This window comes from Tenacibaculum sp. L6, from assembly GCF_028823685.1.
Taxonomy (GTDB): Bacteria; Bacteroidota; Bacteroidia; order Flavobacteriales; family Flavobacteriaceae; genus Polaribacter.
In genome coordinates, this window is the sequence record NZ_JAPEHZ010000002.1 from 1 (window position 1) to 20,555 (window position 20,555).

Sequence of the window (20,555 nt, forward strand, 5' to 3'; positions counted from 1 at the left end):
ACTCTCACACCTCACGGCACTAGATCCTAAGTCTAGCGTGTCTACCAATTCCACCACGCCCGCGTACTTTTGAAATTGTGGATGCAAATATAAACAATACTTGCAAACTACCAAGAACAAGTATACTATTTTTCTTATTTTTGAAGTTCATTAATATTCAACACATGCAAAACGTAAAAGATTACATAGCTCAACATAAAGATCGATTTATTAATGAGCTTATCGATTTATTAAAAATTCCATCAGTAAGTGCAGATCCAGCTTACAATCAAGATGTTTTAAATACTGCTGATGCTGTAAAAGAAAGCTTAGAAAAAGCAGGATGTGATAAAGTAGAAATTTGCGAAACTCCTGGATACCCTATTGTTTATGGAGAAAAAATAATTGACCCTAACTTACCAACGGTTTTAGTATACGGTCATTACGATGTGCAGCCTGCTGACCCAATCGATTTATGGACTTCCCCTCCTTTCGAGCCTATGATTAAAAAAACAGACATTCACCCTGAAGGAGCCATTTTTGCTCGCGGTGCTTGTGATGACAAAGGACAAATGTACATGCATGTTAAAGCATTAGAATACATGACCCATACAGGAAACTTACCTTGTAACGTAAAGTTTATGATTGAAGGTGAAGAAGAAGTAGGTTCAGAAAGCTTAGCATGGTTCGTTCCAAGAAATAAAGAAAAATTAGCAAATGATGTAATTTTAATTTCTGACACAGGAATGATTGCTAACGACATTCCTTCAATCACCACTGGTTTACGTGGATTAAGTTATGTAGAAGTTGAGGTTACAGGTCCTAATCGTGATTTACACTCTGGCTTATACGGAGGTGCAGTTGCAAATCCAATTAATATTTTAACACAAATGATTGCTTCATTACACGATGAAAACAATCATATTACCATTCCTGGTTTTTACGATAAAGTAGAAGAATTATCTCGTGAAGAACGTGATGAAATGGCTAAAGCACCTTTCTCTTTAGAAGAATACAAAGCTGCTTTAGATATTGATGATGTGCATGGAGAAGCTGGTTATACTACGAACGAACGTAACTCTATTCGCCCTACCCTTGATGTAAACGGAATTTGGGGAGGATATACTGGTGAAGGTGCAAAAACTGTAATTGCTTCAAAAGCTTATGCAAAAATTTCGATGCGTTTAGTACCAGGACAAGAATGGGAAGAAGTTACAGAATTATTCAAAAAGCATTTTGAAAGTATCGCTCCTAAATCAGTAAAAGTAGAAGTAAAACCTCATCATGGAGGACAAGGATATGTAACTCCTATTGACAATATTGGTTACCAAGCTGCTAGTAAAGCATATCAAGAAACCTTCGGGGTTACTCCTATTCCACAACGTAGCGGAGGAAGTATTCCTATCGTAGCTTTATTTGAGCAAGAATTAAAGAGTAAAACTATTTTAATGGGATTCGGATTGAATTCTGATGCAATTCACTCACCTAACGAACATTTCGGGGTGTGGAATTACTTAAAAGGAATTGAAACCATTCCATATTTCTATCAGTATTTTACTGAGTTATCTAAATAACAACACTAAAAAAGTCATTACAGCTGTAATGACTTTTTTTTATAAAGATATATACCAAGTGGTTCTAAACCATAAAGAGTTTTTCTTCGGTGTATCTAGTAATTTTCCTAAACGATAATCAAGACCAAACTCTAGCTTGTCTTTTTTTGAAAGTTGATAGCCTAAATATGGCGATAATCTCACTTCTAAATCCTCTTCATTAAACTGCCACAAATATTCATTTGACAATTTTACATACCATTCTTTAACATCTACTTTATCTCCTGACAATGCTTTTTCTAACGAGGCTCGATAACGAGTTCTGTATTGAGGTTTTTCACCCGATTCAAAAAATTGTTCAAATCCGAAGCGATGCCCTAATTTAAGTGCATCAAAACTTTGTACTAAATTAAAATGCTGAACTGTACGATGAATAATATCATCATCTTTAAATCGGAGAATATATCCTATATTAAAAGATTTATTCACATCTGATTTTATAGAAAAAATACTAGAAATATCTACCAAACTATGAGAGAAAGCGAATTCATCTTCATAAAAAATCTCCCTAGCCTCTATACTATTTACCCATTTTGTAGTGGATGATGTTTTTGCTGATACCACTACTTTTGGCAACCACCCTGATGTAAAACTTGTTTGTCCTTTAACCGACACCACAAACAATACAAGCACTAAAAATACAAGTTCTTTTTTCATTAGAATTCTAAATTTAATGAGTTAGATGGAGCAAACTTTAATTGTTTTATAATTGTTCCGTCAGCTTTGATTAACACTTCATATAAACTTGTAGACCCCTCTTTTCTCCCCTTAAGCACTATTTCATAAAGCACATCCGTTTTGTTTTCTTTATCACCACGGATTAAACCCAACAATGTTTCCTCATCAGATTTCCATTGAACCTGAATTTTTCTAATTGTAAATTTTTCAAACTCCTTTTTCAATGAGTTTTCTATACTTTTCCTAACAGATGATTCAATCTCCGTCCACTTAATCTTCTTTTCAACATCTAGCACATTGCCTTTCACATCAAATTCTACACTATACTTATAATTCTTTTTATAAGATTTAGCTTCAATAGCTTTTCCATCTTGGCTTTCTTCCATGTACCATTTTACTTTTTTATCAAACTCACATTGTTTAATAAAATCTTGTGCTTTTTGCGGAACTTCTTCTGCCGAAATTCTAAACTCACGCTCAAACTTTTCTTGAGAAAACCCCGAAAACACACAGAATAATAGAAGTGCTGTTATAAATTTCATACTTTTATTTTTTTCTTCAAAATAACAAATATTTACCTGTTACTTAGATAAGTAATTTATTAATTCTTTATTAAAAACAACACTCTACACTTGTAGAATTAAAAATTATTTCTACATTTGTAGAGTTAATTCTAATTTTGTAGAAATGCAGTTGTCAAAAACCGAAGAACAAGTAATGCAATATTTATGGAAGCTAAAAACAGCTTTTATGAAAGATATTTTAGCCGAGTTTCCTGAACCGAAACCAGCAACAACAACAGTTGCTACCTTATTAAAAAGGATGAAAGACAAAGGTTTTGTAGACTATAAGTTATATGGAAAATCAAGAGAATATTTTCCTGTGGTTAAGAAATCAGATTATTTTTCTAAGCACGTAAACGGGTTGATTAAAAACTTTTTTAACAATTCGGCAAGTCAATTTGCTTCGTTTTTTACTGAAAAAACAGATTTATCGGTTTCAGAATTAGAAGATTTAAAAAAGATCATTGATCAGCAAATTAAAAAGCAACAATAATGGTAACGTATTTAATCAAATCAGGAATTTGTTTAGCCTTGTTGCTTGCCTTTTATCATTTGGTATTAGAGCGAGAAAAAATGCATCGATTCAACCGATTTTATCTGTTAGGAAGCGTATTGTTTTCATTTTTAGCTCCATTTTATAAAATATATATTGAAGTTGCTCCGCAAGCTTCCGAAGTATTTGTTCCGATAATTGTAGACAGCAACATAACTACTGAGGTTGTAACTCCTCAAATTGAAGAAGTAAACTACACACAATATCTAATCTTTGCTTATGTAATAATTTCTTTGATTCTTTTGATTCGTTTTATAAAAAATCTAGTGAGCATTTATCTTAAAATTAAACACCATCAAAAAATTAAAAAGGAAAAAGCTACGCTTGTTTTAGTTAACGATGTTATTAGTCCTCACACTTTTTGGAACTATATTTTTATCAATAAAGAAGAATACAATTCAAATAAAATAGAAACCGAACTTTACACACACGAATTAACACACGCCCTACAAAAACACACTTTTGATGTCTTGCTCATTGAGTTTTTACAAGTGATGTTTTGGATTAATCCGACATTTATATTCCTTAAAAAAGCTATTAAGTTAAATCACGAATTTTTAGCAGATAACGAGGTAATTACAACACATAAAAATACAACCGAGTATCAATATTTACTATTAAATAGAGCTGCTTGGAACAACGAATATTACTTGGCCAGTAATTTGAATTATTTATTAACTAAAAAAAGATTACTAATGATGACAAAACAAAGTTCTCGTACCAAAATCTTACTAAAAAAACTGGCGGTAATACCCGTATTAGCAGGATTTACACTACTTTTTGCTGAAAGAGTAGAAGCCTATGAAAACAATAATGAGTTTTTAGACTCTGAAATTACTCAAAGTGAGTTACCCAAAAAACAAATACTTAATGATTCATCCTTGTTAGAAGATATTAAAAACAAGCTTAATCAGGCAAATTCTCTGAAAATGAGCATTTCGGAAAAGAAAGATACTTTTAATATTAAGCTACCCAATGGAGAATACTTAAAAGTTTGGGAAGATAGAGTTGCTGACTACAATAAACTAAACAAAGAATATGAGGAACTTAGAAATCAAAAACCTCATTATATTAAAAGTTCTGAAGAAAGACAAAAGCTATTAAATGACTTGTTTTCTAAATTAGGCTCTTTATATTTTAACCTATCAAAAACTGATAAAACAAAAGTAAAGAGACCTATACATCCACATAGTCCTTACGTTAGATTAAAAAAAGATGGTGAAGTTTATTACAAATTAAAAAATGAATTAACTAAAGAAGATAAAAAGTTACTTCCACCTCCTCCTCCAGCTAGTAATAAAACAAAGTACACATCAGTAAAAAGTGACTCAATACCAGAGCTAAAAAGAATAGTTAACAGAAAAAATGGAACGTTGACTTATACCACAAAAGACGGTAATGTTATTTCTAAAAAATTCTCTGAATTAACTGAGGAAGAAAAGAAAATGATTCCACCACCTCCCCCACCAACTAGATTGAAACAAAAAGCTTTGTCTAATAAATTATTTCAAGATTTAAAAAACGCTAAAAAGTATGCCGTTTGGATTGACGGAAAAGCAGTTGACAACAATGTTTTAAACAATTATAAAAACACCGACTTTTATAACTACTCAGGAAGTTTTGTACATAAAAATGCAAGGAGCAAACGTTTCCCTCAAGAACATCAGTATCAGTTAAACACAAAAGAATATATACAAAAAATAAAAGAGCAACTTCCACCACCTCCTCCGCCTGCAAAAAATAAAAAAAATGTTAACTCCCAAAAAAAATCTGGCTGGATAGTAGATAATGAAGCACACGAGATTAGCATCTCGAATAAATTAAATGAAAAGCTTAATATATTTGATATAATTAGTCATGATAAAATTTTAAATAATTATACTACTAAAAGATATTTTTTAAACAACAAAGAAGTTACAGAGCAACATCTTAAAAAAACAGACTACTTGATTTTAGAAACTACAAGGATGAAAAAGATAAGTGATAAAGAAATTAATGTATACATAACCACAAAAAAATAATTCTGTTAAAAGCCTCTTAAAAGAGGCTTTTTTTGTAACAAAACCTTAAACCACTCGTTATTAACTTATAAGCTTACCCTATGTTAAAACGATTTTTCCTTCTTTGTTCGGGGGCAGATTTAGTCTTGCTTGAAAAATGTGCCAACGGAGAGCAAAATAAATATGCGGGTATTGGTGCTACCGTTTTCTTCACTGCTTTAATGGCTTCCATTGCTTCTACCTATGCTTTATTTACAGTTTTTGACAATATTTATACAGCTATTTTCTTCGGAATTATTTGGGGACTGCTCATTTTTAATTTAGATAGATTTATTGTTTCTACCATAAAAAAAAGTGAATCTAAACGAAAAGAACTTATACAGGTGCTTCCAAGATTATTGTTAGCAATGATTATTGCTGTAGTAATTTCTAAACCTTTGGAATTAAAAATTTTCGAAAAGGAAATCAACCAAGTGTTGCTGACTGAAAAAAATCAGATGACATTAGATAACAAAACTCAAATTGCACAACAATTTACTCCTGAAATCGAGAAAATCAATACTGAAATCACTTCTTTAAAAAACGAGATTACCACCAAAGAACAAGAAGTCAATACACTTTATGAAACCTACATTGCCGAAGCTGAAGGAAGAAAGGGAACTAAACTTCTTGGCAAAGGCCCTGTTTATAAAGAGAAAAGAGACAAACACGATGCTGCTCTTGCCGAATTGAATCTGTTAAAAACTAAAAACACTAACAAGATTCAGCAGAAAGAAGCTACCATAGCCAGTTTACTGGAAAATCAGAAATTGAAAGAAACACAAACCCAACCTATCATTTCTAATTTTGATGGATTAATGGCTCGCGTTAATGCTTTAAACAAATTACCTTGGCTACCTTCCTTCTTTATATTCTTGTTGTTTTTAGCAATTGAGACCGCCCCTATTTTTGCGAAACTTATCAGTTCAAAAAGTGAATACGATTATAAGCTAGAAAACCATGAATCTCAAGTAAAAACTTGGATTCAACAACAAGTTCATCAAAGAGAGGCTATTCTACAAACTGACATAGACCTCAACAATAAAGTCTATTCCGGTTTAAAAACTGAGGAAGAGCTGTACAACTACAAACAAAAAATGGCTCGTAACTTAATGAAACTACAAGCCGATTCATTTTATAAAAATCAACAAGAAACTTTATAAAAACTACAATTTTTATATTCTATTTTTTTATATTTTAGTTTTTTAGAAAACAAAATGAATTAATTGCATGAAAACCAATAAACTCACTATTTTTTTAATAGTGTTAATGCTATGTAGTACTATTTTTTCTCAAGAAGAACAAAATCTCTCTTCTCTTTTCATTTCAAAAGAACTAAAAGAAAATGCTAACGCTGTAGTACGATTAAACGAATTAGTCATAACAGTAGAAGCCGTAGATCAACTTACAATTAAACAAAAAAGGATTGTTACTGTTCTTAATAAACTAGGTAAAGATCATATTGATGCCTATAAACATTATAATAATGATACTAAAATTACTCGTTTATCTGCTATTATTTATGATGCTTTAGGAAATAAAGTGAAGAAATATTCTAAAAACGACTTTCAAGATGTTAGTGCTATTGATGGAGGTACTCTATATTCAGACTCTAGAGTTAAATTTTTAGAACATACCCCAACATCATATCCTTATACTGTCGTTTTTGAATCAGAAGAAAAAAATTCTTCAACAGGTTTTATCCCCAAATGGTTTCCTATTGAAAATTATTATTTAGCTACAGAAAAAAGCGTTTATATTATAAACAATCCTCAAAACATTCCATTTAGAAAAAGAGAAAAAAACTTCAATGGTTTTTCTATTAAAAACTCTTCTACAGACACTAATTTAAATTACGTACTGACAAACCAACAAGCTATTAAACCTGAATATTATACTTTAAATTTTGAAGAGTTTGTCCCTAACTTAACTATCGCTTTAAATCAATTTTCTTTAAAGAACATAAAAGGTAAGGCTAGTAACTGGAAGGAGTTTGGAAAATGGCGCTATGAATATTTGAAAAACGGAAATGATATTGTTTCTGAATCAATTAAATCTGAAGTTAATAATATTACTAAAGGAATAAAAGATCCAATACTTAAAGCTAAAGCTATTTATTCTTATATGCAAAACAGAACACGATACATTAGTGTTCAAGAAGGAATTGGTGGGTGGAAACCGATTCCCGCAAATAAAGTTCATGAGTTAGGGTATGGTGATTGTAAAGGGTTGACCAATTACACTAAAGCTCTTTTAGACGCCGTTGGTGTTGAGTCACACTACTCTGTTGTTTGGGCTGGAAGTGCAAAGAAAAATGTTTACAGCGATTTTTCTTCTATGCAGGGTAATCATGTTATTTTAAACATCCCTAATAATGGAAATGATATTTGGTTAGAATGTACCAGTCAAACTATGCCTTTTGGTTTTTTGGGAGATTTTACTGACGATAGAGATGTGCTTGTAATAACCCCTGAAGGCGGGGTCATTAAAAGAACATCTGCTTATATTAATAAAGATAATTTACAGGTAACCAAAGCCTCTATTAAGTTATTACCTGAAGGAAGTATTTCAGCTCAACTTGAAAGAAAATCATACGGAACTCAATATGACAACAAATATCATATTGAAAATTATACTCAAAAAGAACTTAACAAATATTACAAAACTGATGTTTGGAGTTATAACAATAATTTAGAAATTGAAGATATTAAACATATAAACGACAAAGAAAAGGTTGAATTTACAGAGAGTCTTAATGTCAAAATAGAAAAGTTTGCTACAGTTAGAGATAGCAGTTATTTGTTTAAACTTAATGTATTTAATAGAGTAACTAGTGTTTCAAAAAAATACAGAAACAGACAGCGTTCCTTAGAAATAGAAAGAGGGTTTACAGATAAAGATGAATTCACTTTTAGTATTCCTCAAGGTTACACTACAACCTACCTTCCAGAAAACATAAACATTACAAATAAATTTGGATCATACAGTATTCATTTTGAAAAAATAGATGATACTTCATTTAAATATATAAGAGAGTTTTCTCTTCTAAAAGGCATTTATCCTAAGGAAGATTATGAAGTCTACAGAAAATTTAGAAAAACAGTTGCCAAATACGATAACCTAAGAACAGAATTAACCAAACTATAAAATTACTATGAAAAAAGTATTACTCTTATTTACCTTAATCTTTGTTTATAATTTAAACGCTCAAGAAATAAAATTTGGAAAAGTATCAAAAGAAGAATTAGAAGAAAGTTTACACCCTATAGATTCTACTGCTGATGCTTCTTATCTTTTAAAAGATAGAAGAACTTATTTTAAGTATGATATGGAAGATGGATTCCAAGTTGTAACAGATTATCATGAACGAATCAAAATATACACAAAAGAAGGTCTTGATTATGCCACTAAAAAAATAACCTATTATACTCCTGATACTGGAGACGCTGAAAAAATCACCTCATTAAAAGCTTATACTTATAATTTAGAAAATGGTAAAATCACAGAGCGAAAGTTATTAAAGAAAGATATTTTTGAAGAGCATTTAAACAAATATAGGAGTCAAAAAAAAATCACATTCCCTAATGTTAAAGAAGGAAGTATTATCGACATTAAATATACTTTATCTTCTCCTTATTGGGGTATTCAAACTGTTAACTTTCAATATGGAATACCTGTTAAGCAACTTAATACTCAAATAGAAATTCCAGAGTATTTTGTTTTCAGTCAAAGAGCTAAAGGTTTTTTTAATATTACCCCAAAACAAACCTCAAAAGAAGGCTCTATAGATTGGACTTCAAAAACGAGATATAAAACTGGAGTAGGCATGGGCTCTACTACTAAAACTGAATTTACAAATCATAGTAAAAAATTCACTGTAAGAATTTATAATTTTGACCATGAAAATATTTCTCCTATAAAAGAAAACGAGCCTTTTTCTGGCAATGTTAATAATTACAGAGGTGGAGTAGAATTTGAACTTTCAGGTACTCGTTTTCCTAATTCAACATACAAAAATTATGCTACAAGCTGGGAAAGTGTATGTAAAACAATTTATAACTCTTCAGATTTTGGAAGCGAGCTAGAAAAAAGTAATTATTTCAAGGATGATTTAACTGATTTAATTAGTATCGCTAAAAACGATTCTGATAAAATAGCGCTAATATTCCAATTCGTTAAATCAAAAGTTAAATGGAATGAATACTATGGAAAATATACAGAGAAAGGAGTTAAAAAAGCCTATAAGGAAGGAGTAGGTAATGTTGCTGAGATTAATTTAATGCTAACCTCAATGCTTCGATATGCAGGAGTTAAGGCAAATCCTGTTCTGACAAGCACCAAAAATAATGGAATTCCATTATTTCCAACTAGAGAAGGCTTTAATTATGTTATTTCCAAAGTTTACTTATCAAATGGTAAATATATTTTATTAGATGCTACTGAAGCTTTATCAGGCTTCAATATACTTCCTTTTAGAACCTTGAACTGGTACGGAACAGAAATTCTTGAAAATGGAAATTCTCAACAGGTTGAACTTATCCCCTCAACCCTTGCTGAAGAAAATAATATTTTACATATAAAAATTGATGAATTAGGAGAAGTAAGCGGAATGTTACGGAAATCTTTAAAAGGGCATTCTGCTATGTTTTACCGCCAAAAGAATAATCTAAAAAAAGAAGAAGATCTAATAAACTCTATAGAAGATAAATATAATATAGAAATAGAAGATTTTAAAATTTTAAATAAAGAAAACCTATCAAAACCCATTGTTCAAAACTTAAAATTTTCTGGCGAAGATTTTATTGAAGAGGTTAACGATAAATTATACTTATCTCCTTTACTTTTCTTAGTAACAAAAGAAAGTCCTTTTAAATCAAAAGAAAGAAGCTTTCCAATTGATTTTGGTATGCCTTGGCAAGATCAAAATTCTGTTTCAATAATAGTTCCAGAATCTTATTCTATAGAATCTTATCCTGATGAATTAGCTATCGGTTTACCTGATAACCTAGGAGTGTTTAAATACAAAGTGACAGTACAAAACAATAAAATCAAACTCTTTTCAGTAACCCAATTTAATTCTAACATAATAGCTCCTCAACATTATTTAGCAGTAAAAGATCTTTATAATCAACTAATTAAAAAACAAACCGAAAAAATTGTATTAACAAAAATATAATGAAAATCATATTATTTACTTTTACTTGCCTATTCTTCATTAATAGTTTTTCTCAACAGGAAAAATCCACAAGAATAGGGAATGTAGATATACAAGAGCTAAACATGAATCGGTATGAGAAAGACACAACCGCAAATGCTGTTGTTTTATACGAACATGCCAATTACTATATAGATGAAAGTAGAGACTACAAAAAAACTACTGATTATTACTTTAAAATAAAAATATTAAAAAAAGAAGGCACTAATAAAGCCACTGTACAAATTCCTTTTTATGGAGGTGAAAAAGTACATTCAATAAAAGGAATAACTTATAACATCTCTGAAAACAATACGATTCTTAAAAATCATTTAATTGATACGCAAGTTTATACAAAAGATCTCTATGGGGAATGGAAGGAAGTTACATTTACCTTACCGAACATTAAAGAAGGAAGTGTAATCGAGTATACATACTCTGTTACTTCTCCTTACTCTAAAATTGATGATTGGCATTTTCAATCTGACATTCCTAAAATTAAAAGTGATTTTACTGCAGCAATTTTAGGTAACTGGAAATATAACATAAGACTTGTAGGGTTTCTTGAATTGAAAAGAAGTGATGCTTCTATTAAAAAAGGTTGTGTTTATATTCCTGGACTTGGTGATGGGGCTTGTTTGATTTTAGATTATGGAATAGACGATATTCCTGCTTTTAAAGAAGAAGATTACATGTTAAGCAAAGAAAACTTTATTTCTAAACTTTGTTTTGATTTAGAATCTTTTCAAAACCCTAGAGGTGGAGTTGACAAGTATACTAAAACATGGAAAGATGCTGACAAAAGTTTAAAATATGATTTCTTAGACAATCAAACCTCAAAAAAAAGTTTCTTTAAAAACAACTTACCTCCTGCTCTTCTTTTAATTAACGATGATTTAGAAAGAGCAAAAAAAGTTTATTACTTTATTCAAGATTATTTTACTTGGAATGAAAAATACTGGCCATCAAAAAAAGTAAGAATTAAAGACGCTTTTGAAAACAAAACAGGCAATGTTTTTGATGTTAATTTATCATTATACAACTCTTTAAAAGCAGCAAATATTGAAAGTTATCTTGTTTTAACCTCAACAAGAAACAAGGCTATTCCTACAAGACTACACCCTATAATTGATGACTTTAATTATTTACTAGTTAAAGCTACTATAAACAATAAAACATACTTTCTAGATGCTACAAACAAACAATTGCCTTTTGGCCTAGTACAACATGAATCGTTAAATGGTGACGGCAGAAATATGGATTTTGCTAGTGGTAGCTATTGGGAAAACATAAAACTACAGAGAAAAAGCTTTAGAAATATTAAAGCCCAATTATCTTTTAATCAAGAAAATCGTTTAAGTGGAAATTTAATGATTTCGAGTGATGGTTTCTACGCTGTAAATGATAGAGAAAATTTAAACTCTACAGATATTGAAAGTTATATTGAAAATTTTGAATCTAAACACCCCAATCTTGAAGTAGAAAATTTAGAACATCAAAACTTAGACGAGAAAGAAAACACACTACATCAAATTTATGAAATCACAACTGATCATATAAATTTTGACACAAAACTTAGAATTAATCCTTTTTTAATAGACAGGTATACTCAAAATCCTTTCAAACTTAATCAAAGAGATTATCCTGTTGATTATGGGTATCCTAGAAATCATACCTATATGCTCTCTTTAAAATTACCCGATGGATATACTGTGAACAATTTACCCGAAAATAAAGCTTTATCTCTACCAAATAAGGGAGGAAGGTTTATTATTAATTTTAAAAACTTAAATAATGTAATTAGTGTATACTCTAGAGTTAACCTAAATAAAAGAGTATATAGTAGTGAAGAATATTATTACCTAAAAGAGTTTTACAATCAAATAATAAAAGCACAAGATGTTTTTATCGAAATTGAAAAAGCGAGTAATTAATTACTCGCTTTTTTTATAAAGCTATTGCTATAGAGTTTTTAACTTCTCCAATAGTAAAAATACTGTGGGTACTTCCTATATGTTTTAAAACTGTAAGTTTATTTACCATAAACTCACGATATTCATCCATATCTTCTACATAGATTTTTAAAATATAATCGTAGTCGCCACTTACATGAAAACATTCGGTTACCTCTTCTAACTTATTAATTTCTCTTTCAAAAACATCAATATATTCTTTGGTATGCTTTTCTAATCGAATATGGCAAAACACCAAAAACGATTTTCCAATTTTGTTCTTATTTACTAAGGCAACATATTGTTTAATAACATCTTCTTTTTCAAGTTTTTTTATTCGCTCATAAACTGCAGTAACCGATAACCCCAAGTGCAAAGACAACTGCTTAGTTGTTTGTTTACTATCAACTTGAAGTAACTCCAACAATTTCCTATCTATTTTATCTAATTTCATTTGAATCGGTTTTAATTAATTATTCTGATTTACTTAATCCCTCTAGGAGGGTTCATCTGAAAAAAAATCTATTTAATTCAGCTTCACTATAATAAACATCGAAATAAAATCCAAAAACTACCACAAATTTAGTTTAAAAAACCATAAAAAGCATCTTCTATTGATTTTTTAACCCATAATACTGATTTTAGTAGTCATTAAATAACTAATTCAATTCAACATGAAATTTAAACCTGCAAACAACATACAAGACCTACAATATTTTGGAGAATTCGGCGGTGTAAACCCTTCAATTTCTGATTCTTCTACATACACTTTCTTATCAGCAAAAACAATGTTTGATACTTTTGAAGGAAATACAGACGGTTGCTATTTATATTCTCGTCACTCTTCTCCTTCAAACTTATATTTAGCAGAAGCTCTTGCTGCTATGGAAGGAACAGAAACAGCCAATGTTGCTGCTACGGGTATGGGAGCGATCACGCCAACTATTTTACAAATTTGCGGTGCGGGCGATCATATAGTTTCTAGTAGAACTATTTATGGCGGAACCTATGCTTTTTTGAAGAATTTTACTCCTAAAATGGGAATTGAAACCTCATTTGTAGATATCACTAAACTAGACATCGTTGAAGCTGCTATTAACAAAAATACTAAAATGATTTACTGCGAAACTGTAAGTAACCCACTTTTAGAGGTAGCAGATATTAAAGCATTAGCCACAATTGCAAAAAAACATAATTTACAGTTGGTTGTTGATAATACCTTTTCTCCATTATCAATCTCTCCAGCTCAATTAGGTGCTGATATCGTAGTTCATAGTTTAACAAAATTCATAAACGGTTCGTCGGATACTATGGGCGGCGTTGTTTGTGGAACTACAGATTTTATCAATTCACAAAAAAGCGTTATTGATGGCGCAAGTATGCTACTAGGAGCTTCTATGGACTCTTTACGCGCTTCATCTATCTTAAAAAATATGAGAACCCTTCATATTCGCATGAAACAACACAGTAAAAATGCTAGCTATTTAGCCGAGAAGTTTGAAGCTGATGGTTTAAAAACAGTATATCCTGGATTAAAATCACATCCATCTCATGAAGTTTTTAAATCGATGATGAATGAAGAATACGGATTTGGTGGTATGTTAACTATTGATGCAGGTTCTTTAGACAAAGCCAATACTTTAATGGAACTAATGCAAGATAGAAACTTAGGATATTTAGCTGTAAGTTTAGGTTTTTATAAAACCTTATTCTCGGCTCCAGGCACTTCAACTTCATCAGAAATTCCTTTAGATGAACAAAAAGAAATGGGATTAACCGATGGATTAATCCGTTTTTCTATCGGATTAGACAATGATATTGAACGCACTTATCAAATGATGAAAGAGTGTATGAAAGAGGTTGGTGTACTGTAAAAACCTCTATGTTATATTTTTAGACGTGTCATTTTAAATAATGTGAAAATTATCAACTTCTTTTACGTTATTTAAAATGACATTTTTGTTTATCTGTCATTTCTTTTCAATTTTTCTTAAAGAAAGTCATTAACTGATTCGATTTGTGTAATTCTATTCAAAATCGTAACATTACAATCCGAAAAACACTACACATGCAAGACGATAAAAACCTTTCAGAAATCAAAGTTGAAGACCAAAAAATAATCCAAAATAAAGAATTGACTATTTGGGAAGCACTGATTCCTGTTTTTGCTCTAATTGCAATGTTAGCGTACAATGTATATGTTTTTGGTGATGATGCTTTAAGCGGCAGTAACCAATTTATCTTATTAATGGGTGGTGCTGTAGCGGCAATTATAGGTTTTAAAAACAAGGTTTCTTATGAAAGAATGATCGAAGAAGTTGCCGAGAACATTAAATCTACCGCAGGAGCCATTTTAATACTTTTAATGGTAGGGTCTTTAGCTGGAACATGGCTTATAAGCGGTATTATTCCTTCAATGATTTATTACGGACTTCAAATTTTAAATCCGACAATATTTTTAGTAGCATGTTTAATAATTTGTGCAGTGATTTCTATTTCAACAGGAAGTTCTTGGACAACCTCAGCAACTGTAGGTATTGCTTTAATAGGTATTGGAGAAGCCTTAGGAATTTCTTTAGGAATGACTGCTGGCGCTGTTTTATCAGGAGCTTATTTTGGAGATAAAATGTCACCAATGTCTGATACTACAAACTTAGCTCCTGCCATGGCAGGAACCGACTTATTTACGCACATAAGATACATGGCGTTCACCACAGTTCCAACATTTATAATTACCATTATCTTCTTTATCATACTTGGATTTACACAAACAACAACTGGTGAAGCTAACACATTACAAATGCTAACCGATATTAACAAAGCATTTAACATTACTCCGTGGTTATTTATAGTACCTGTATTGGTTATTATTTTAATCATTAAAAAAACACCTCCATTAATTGCTCTTTTAGCGGGTACAATTTTAGGGGGTATTTTCGCTTTAATCTTTCAGCCACATGTGGTAACACAAGTTGCAGGGGTTGAAAAATTAAATTTTGAAGCTGCTTACAAAGGAGTAATGCAAGCCATTACTGTTGAAACCTCTGTTGCTACAGAAAACGAGGTTTTAAAAGATTTATTTACTGCAGGAGGAATGAAAAAAATGCTAGGAACCGTATGGTTGATTTTATTAGCGATGGTTTTTGGTGGAGTAATGGATGCTATCGGAGCTTTAGCTAAAATTAGTAGCTTTATGTTAAGTTTATTTGACTCTGTATTTGGTTTATTTGCTAGTACAGTTGCTACTTGTATCGGATTAAATTTCACAGCTTCTGATCAGTACTTAGCAATTGTTGTTCCAGGAAAAATGTATGCGCAAGCCTATAGAGATGAAGGTTTAGCTCCTGAAAATTTAAGTAGAACACTAGAAGATTCTGGTACAGTAACTTCTGTTTTAATCCCATGGAATACCTGTGGAGCTTACCATTCGGGAGTATTAGGAGTTCCTGTTATAGACTATGCTATTTATGCTATGTTTAACTGGTTAAGCCCGTTTACAACCTTAGTATATGCTGCTTTCAGAATTAAAATAAAACAATTAACAACTTCATCTAAATAAATAATAAAACCTCTATTTTTTGCAGATTTTATTATTTGTATGATTACAAAAGCTAACGCGCTAGATGCGGATTCGCTAACTAACATTGCCTTAAAATCGAAAGCTTATTGGGGCTATACTGAAGAACAAATAGAAAGTTGGCGCCATGATTTAACCATTACGGAAAACATCATGGAAAATATGTTTGTGTATAAATATATTTTAGAAGACACTATAGCTGGATTTTATATTTTAAATCAGCCTAAAAACGATGCTATTGAGCTAGAATTTCTATTTATTTTACCTGAATTTATAGGAAAGGGAATCGGTAAAAAATTATTGGAAGATTCTTATATAAAAGCGAAACAGCTCAATGCTACTACCATGACATTATTAGCCGACCCAAATGCTAAATCGTTTTACGAAAGTCAAGGATTTCTTTATTTCGGAGAAAAAGAAAGCAGTATTCCTAATCGATTTTGCCCTTTAATGAAAAAAGATTTAACACTATAGAAATCAATAAGAGTATCCATGGAGTTCCGTGTAGAAATACGTCAAACCAATCCATAAACTTCATAGCGTGCTCTCCTGAAAAAGCATTTCCACCAGCAATCCATTCTAACTTTCCTACAATATGTGGCGGTTTAAAAGGAGCTAAACCTAAAGTTAAGCTTGCTAGTAAAAATAACTTCCAGTTTTGTTGTAATTTTTCTTTCATACTATTAAATAAACCAATTCCAAACCACTCCAAAACGAATTACAAAATCTCTATACGGGTAATTTGGTGCTGAATAATAATTCTTTTTAAAAGCAAAAGAACTAACATTGTCTGCTTTAAAATAAATTCGAGTTCTTCTTACGCGTGCATTAAAAAATAAATCGACTGTTGGATAGCCAATTTCAGTATCATTTTGTAGCGTAAATTCTGCTAATAACGGATTGTAGGCATTTGCCTTGTACTCTGTAAAATACTTAAACGTAGCTCCTATTTGCACCAATAGAGGTTTTCCTTTAAACCACTCATCAGTATAATACAGTGTATTACGAGTAACAAATTCAGGTACTCTAAAAACACTTTCTCCGCTGGCTACTTTTTGATACATCAACGTGTTATCTAAAGCAAATTTCCCGAAGGTAACCTCTTTAGATACTTTCGCTTTTAAATAATTAACATCTCCTGAAAACTGTTTCGGTTGTCCGTTTTCGTCAAAATAAGTATAATTGCTAATATTGGTAATATCAACAGATGCATTTCCCCATTTAGAATCAATTACTCCTCCTAAACTATGGGTTCCTATTTGAGAAAAATTGTTTTCCCAATTATAATCATCATAACTACTTTGATGCAGTAAGAAGTTAAAGTTAGGTGATTTGTTACTGATTCCTAACCTACCTTTTACAGTTAGCACACTATCTTTTTTATAAAAAGCTTCTCCTGAAAATTGATTTCCTGATAAACGTCCGCTTCCTGGAGTAAGACTTCCCGAAGCATTTACGTGAAAGTTCCCTATACGTCCGTTCCAATCAGCTCCAAACGAAACAGCATCACCTTTTAATTTGTTTTTAGTAATTCCAACTGTGTTATTTTGTAAGTTTTCGTATCCGTAGTTATATGAAGTTACTCCTGTTTTAACGCGAAACTTCCCTAAAACATACTTAGAATTAAAATCTAAAAACAACTGATTATCATACAGCAAATATTTCGTCTTGTTATTTATTCCGCTAGAAATATTAGCATTTCCAAATACATCTGATGTCACAGTTCCTTGATTAAAACGATAGAATTTAGAATCTCTCGTAAATGAGTGTCCTAATTTTAGATTTGAAAAATCTCTTTGAGTCACGCTATCTTTTGATGAAAGCAGTTTGAATGTATGCTCAAAATACAAGCGTTTTGCATCTAAATTGTTTTCAGCATTATTTAAAACCACATCCATCCTACCTCTATTAGTACTAAAGTTAGGATCATCGTTTATAAAAGCTGTTAAAGAGGTTTCTGTTAACCCTCCGCTTTCCTGATTAAAAAAATCTTGATTTACAACTTGTCCTCTTATCCCATATTGCCCTTTCGGAGTTTCATAACTAAAACTCACTCTAAAATTACCTGTACTTACTAAAGAACGTCGGTATTTCCCTAACGAACGAAGCCCTTTATAGGCGATTGCTAAATTAAATCGTTTAGAAAAGTTTGTGGTAAACAATGCATCTACAACTTGACCTTGCTCCAAACCTGTTCTGTACATAATTTCGGATGTTGGTGTAGGCACATGGTAATAATTCACATCTTCTACATCCATATAACCGAACATTTTAGCTCTAAAACCAATATCCGGAAATTGTGAAATATTCGTGAAATCGTATGCTAAATTATTAAATGTTTGCCCTTGGTTATGAAAAGCCAACAATTCAAAATTATCTTTTCGTAAAAAGTTAAACTTATATTCTTTTTGAAGGGTAAGTGTCGTGTCTATAATTGTAGTATCGTTCTTGTGCGATATAATTTTATAATCGGTATATTTTGTATTTCCACTTAACCTTACATTAATTTCGCCATTGGAAAGTGAATCTAAATTTTGATTAAATCCTCCTGTAGGTCTAGATAACCCCCTGTCAAGAGATCTTTTCTGAGCAAAAAATACCTGAACACTAATCAAACAAAAGAATACTAAAAGATTTTTCTTCATAACAGCAAAAGTAAAATAATTTAACGATTAATTTTAAGTTTAATTTCTTTGAAAACTGTTAATTTGTAGCATGTTGAAATTAAACTTTAGCGGACATAAATTAGAAGCTGGTACTGATGAAGCTGGTAGAGGATGCTTATCAGGTCCTGTTGTAGCTGCCGCGGTTATTTTGCCCGATAATTTTCAACACGAATTACTAAACGACTCTAAACAACTTTCTGAAAAAAAAAGACAAGAGCTTCGCCCGTATATTGAAGAACACGCTTTGGCTTACGGAGTATCCTTTATTCATCAAGAAGAAGTGGATGAATTAAATGTTCTACAAGCTTCAATCGCTGGCATGCATCGTTCTATTCAACTATTAAATATTCAACCAGAATTTATTATTGTTGATGGAAATAAATTCAAACCGTATGAAGAAGTCCCTCATCAAACCATTGTAAAAGGTGATGCTAAATTTATGAGTATAGCTGCAGCTTCTGTACTGGCAAAAACATACAGAGATGAATATATGGAGAAAATTCATCAAGAATTTCCGCAGTATAATTGGCAAAAAAACAAAGGATATCCTACCAAAGAACATCGCGAAGCTATTCGACAATTTGGCGCAACAATCTACCACAGAAAATCATTTAAATTGTTACCTGAACAATTGAAATTAGAATTGTAATTTTTCTATTTTTGTCTTCCAATTTTTTAGAAGATGATTAAAAGAACTCGTACCGAAATTAACAAATGTATCATTCATAAAGTCGCTAATAAATACAATAGCGGACAAAATGCTTTTTCTGAAAGTTTAGTGCGTTTTGATGAAGAAAGTTACGAATTGCTACTTCCTTTTTTACTAAAACCATTTGGTTCGGTTACGCAGAGTTATCGTTTTAGCCATCATGCAGATGTTCGCTTAAACGAAATCAACAAATACACTTCAGATATTTTTGAAGATGATAGCAATGAGGTCTTCATCCAACATTCTAAAAACATTGTTAATCACTTATACGAGCAATCAAATTCTGCCAATATTAAAACGGGTGATGTAATTGTTGCTTATTTTGAAGGTATCGAATATAAAGATGTTTTAACCGAAGCCGTTGGAATTTTTAAAATTGAAAGTAAAGTAGACTTCTTCCAAACCTATTTAGACGATGAAAGTTTTGATGTGGTTGTTCAAAAAGGAATTTCTACCAAAAGATTAGATAAAGGTTGTTTAATTTTAAACTCTTCTGATACAGAAGGAACGGTAGTTTTATCAGTTGACAATAACAATTATGATGCCCAATACTGGATTAAAAACTTTTTAAGCGTAAAGTATGCCGATGATCGTAATTTACACACGCAAAATTACTTAGAAATGTGTAAGGAGTTTTCTGAAGAAGTGATTAAACCTGAATTTGGAAAACAAGAACAAAGCAACTTCTTAGCCAATACAGTTGATTATTTTAAAGAACACGAAAATGTAGATTATCACAACTTTAAAGATGAAATCTTTGAAGAAGATAAACACAAAAATTTGTTTGAAGACTATAAACAACACTTTGAGAAATTGAACGATGTATTAATTCGTAATAACTTTGAAGTATCTGATGTTGTCTTAAAAAAGGAAAAAAGCAAGTTCAAAACCGAAATAAAGCTAGACACCAATATTCAGATTAAGATTGATGTAGATGCTCCTGATGCTTCTGCTGAATATTTAGAACAAGGGTACGACGAAGAGAAGAAAATGAAGTTCTATAAAGTGTATTATAATACTGAAAAGTAACAA

Annotated in this window: 17 protein-coding genes; 12 read left to right on the plus strand and 5 right to left on the minus strand. The window is 31.1% G+C overall.

The genetic code is table 11. The annotated features are described in order from the left end of the window. The first annotated feature begins 164 nt into the window (after nucleotides 1–164). Nucleotides 165–1,553, plus strand: coding sequence for a dipeptidase (locus tag OU788_RS00735; protein ID WP_274633381.1), 1,389 nt, complete (start codon nucleotides 165–167; stop codon nucleotides 1,551–1,553). Nucleotides 1,554–1,592: 39 nt separating this feature from the next. Here the strand turns inward: OU788_RS00735 and OU788_RS00740 are convergent, their stop codons facing one another. Both OU788_RS00740 and OU788_RS00745 read right to left on the minus strand, forming a co-directional pair. Continuing rightward, nucleotides 1,593–2,249: a DUF2490 domain-containing protein gene (locus OU788_RS00740; protein WP_274633382.1), complete on the minus strand. Its 657-nt coding sequence runs from the start codon at nucleotides 2,247–2,249 to the stop codon at nucleotides 1,593–1,595. Beyond that, a complete protein-coding gene (locus OU788_RS00745; RefSeq protein WP_274633383.1) occupies nucleotides 2,249–2,812 on the minus strand; it encodes a hypothetical protein in 564 nt (187 codons plus the stop codon). The genes OU788_RS00740 and OU788_RS00745 overlap by 1 nt, the downstream gene beginning before the upstream one ends. A gap of 145 nt (nucleotides 2,813–2,957) precedes the next feature. Between OU788_RS00745 and OU788_RS00750 the strand changes: the two genes are divergently transcribed. The 6 genes from OU788_RS00750 (at nucleotide 2,958) to OU788_RS00775 (ending at nucleotide 12,553) form a co-directional block, all read left to right on the plus strand. Then, entirely contained in the window at nucleotides 2,958–3,326 is a 369-nt protein-coding gene (locus OU788_RS00750) for a BlaI/MecI/CopY family transcriptional regulator (protein ID WP_274633384.1), read from the plus strand. Then, the gene (locus OU788_RS00755; protein WP_274633385.1) at nucleotides 3,326–5,407 is read left to right on the plus strand and encodes a M56 family metallopeptidase; all 2,082 of its coding nucleotides are present in this window, start codon (nucleotides 3,326–3,328) and stop codon (nucleotides 5,405–5,407) included. Before OU788_RS00750 ends, OU788_RS00755 begins: the two co-directional genes overlap by 1 nt. Before the next feature lie 80 nt (nucleotides 5,408–5,487). Then, a complete protein-coding gene (locus OU788_RS00760) occupies nucleotides 5,488–6,588 on the plus strand; it encodes a DUF4407 domain-containing protein (RefSeq protein WP_274633386.1) in 1,101 nt (366 codons plus the stop codon). A gap of 67 nt (nucleotides 6,589–6,655) precedes the next feature. Then, on the plus strand, nucleotides 6,656–8,572 hold the full coding sequence (locus OU788_RS00765) for a DUF3857 domain-containing protein (protein ID WP_274633387.1): 1,917 nt from the start codon (nucleotides 6,656–6,658) through the stop codon (nucleotides 8,570–8,572). 7 nt (nucleotides 8,573–8,579) lie between these two features. Beyond that, entirely contained in the window at nucleotides 8,580–10,601 is a 2,022-nt protein-coding gene (locus tag OU788_RS00770; RefSeq protein WP_274633388.1) for a DUF3857 and transglutaminase domain-containing protein, read from the plus strand. Next, nucleotides 10,601–12,553, plus strand: a complete 1,953-nt coding sequence (locus tag OU788_RS00775; protein WP_274633389.1) for a DUF3857 domain-containing protein — start codon at nucleotides 10,601–10,603, stop codon at nucleotides 12,551–12,553. Before OU788_RS00770 ends, OU788_RS00775 begins: the two co-directional genes overlap by 1 nt. A 13-nt stretch (nucleotides 12,554–12,566) precedes the next feature. Here the strand turns inward: OU788_RS00775 and OU788_RS00780 are convergent, their stop codons facing one another. After that, nucleotides 12,567–13,025, minus strand: a complete 459-nt coding sequence (locus OU788_RS00780; RefSeq protein ID WP_274633390.1) for an Lrp/AsnC family transcriptional regulator — start codon at nucleotides 13,023–13,025, stop codon at nucleotides 12,567–12,569. Between the two features lie 220 nt (nucleotides 13,026–13,245). Between OU788_RS00780 and OU788_RS00785 the strand changes: the two genes are divergently transcribed. The 3 genes from OU788_RS00785 (at nucleotide 13,246) to OU788_RS00795 (ending at nucleotide 16,622) form a co-directional block, all read left to right on the plus strand. Continuing rightward, a complete protein-coding gene (locus tag OU788_RS00785) occupies nucleotides 13,246–14,445 on the plus strand; it encodes an aminotransferase class I/II-fold pyridoxal phosphate-dependent enzyme (protein ID WP_274633391.1) in 1,200 nt (399 codons plus the stop codon). A gap of 194 nt (nucleotides 14,446–14,639) precedes the next feature. Then, nucleotides 14,640–16,130 (plus strand): Na+/H+ antiporter NhaC, encoded by a 1,491-nt coding sequence (gene nhaC / locus OU788_RS00790; protein ID WP_274633392.1) that lies wholly within the window; start codon nucleotides 14,640–14,642, stop codon nucleotides 16,128–16,130. A 39-nt stretch (nucleotides 16,131–16,169) separates the two neighbouring features. Beyond that, nucleotides 16,170–16,622: a GNAT family N-acetyltransferase gene (locus tag OU788_RS00795; protein ID WP_274633393.1), complete on the plus strand. Its 453-nt coding sequence runs from the start codon at nucleotides 16,170–16,172 to the stop codon at nucleotides 16,620–16,622. Here OU788_RS00795 and OU788_RS00800 read toward each other — a convergent pair. Beyond that, nucleotides 16,579–16,827 carry a hypothetical protein gene (locus tag OU788_RS00800; protein WP_274633394.1) on the minus strand — a complete coding sequence of 83 codons (249 nt, stop codon included), beginning with the start codon at nucleotides 16,825–16,827 and terminating at the stop codon, nucleotides 16,579–16,581. The two genes, OU788_RS00795 and OU788_RS00800, sit on opposite strands and share 44 nt — an antisense overlap. Before the next feature lie 4 nt (nucleotides 16,828–16,831). Continuing rightward, complete coding sequence (locus OU788_RS00805) at nucleotides 16,832–18,793, minus strand: putative porin (RefSeq protein WP_274633395.1); 1,962 nt, start codon at nucleotides 18,791–18,793, stop codon at nucleotides 16,832–16,834. A gap of 70 nt (nucleotides 18,794–18,863) precedes the next feature. Here OU788_RS00805 and OU788_RS00810 point away from each other — a divergent pair, with 70 nt between their 5' ends. Then, on the plus strand, nucleotides 18,864–19,463 hold the full coding sequence (locus tag OU788_RS00810; protein WP_274633396.1) for a ribonuclease HII: 600 nt from the start codon (nucleotides 18,864–18,866) through the stop codon (nucleotides 19,461–19,463). Nucleotides 19,464–19,496: 33 nt separating this feature from the next. Further along, nucleotides 19,497–20,552 (plus strand): nucleoid-associated protein, encoded by a 1,056-nt coding sequence (locus OU788_RS00815; protein WP_274633397.1) that lies wholly within the window; start codon nucleotides 19,497–19,499, stop codon nucleotides 20,550–20,552. Nucleotides 20,553–20,555 lie beyond the last annotated feature (3 nt).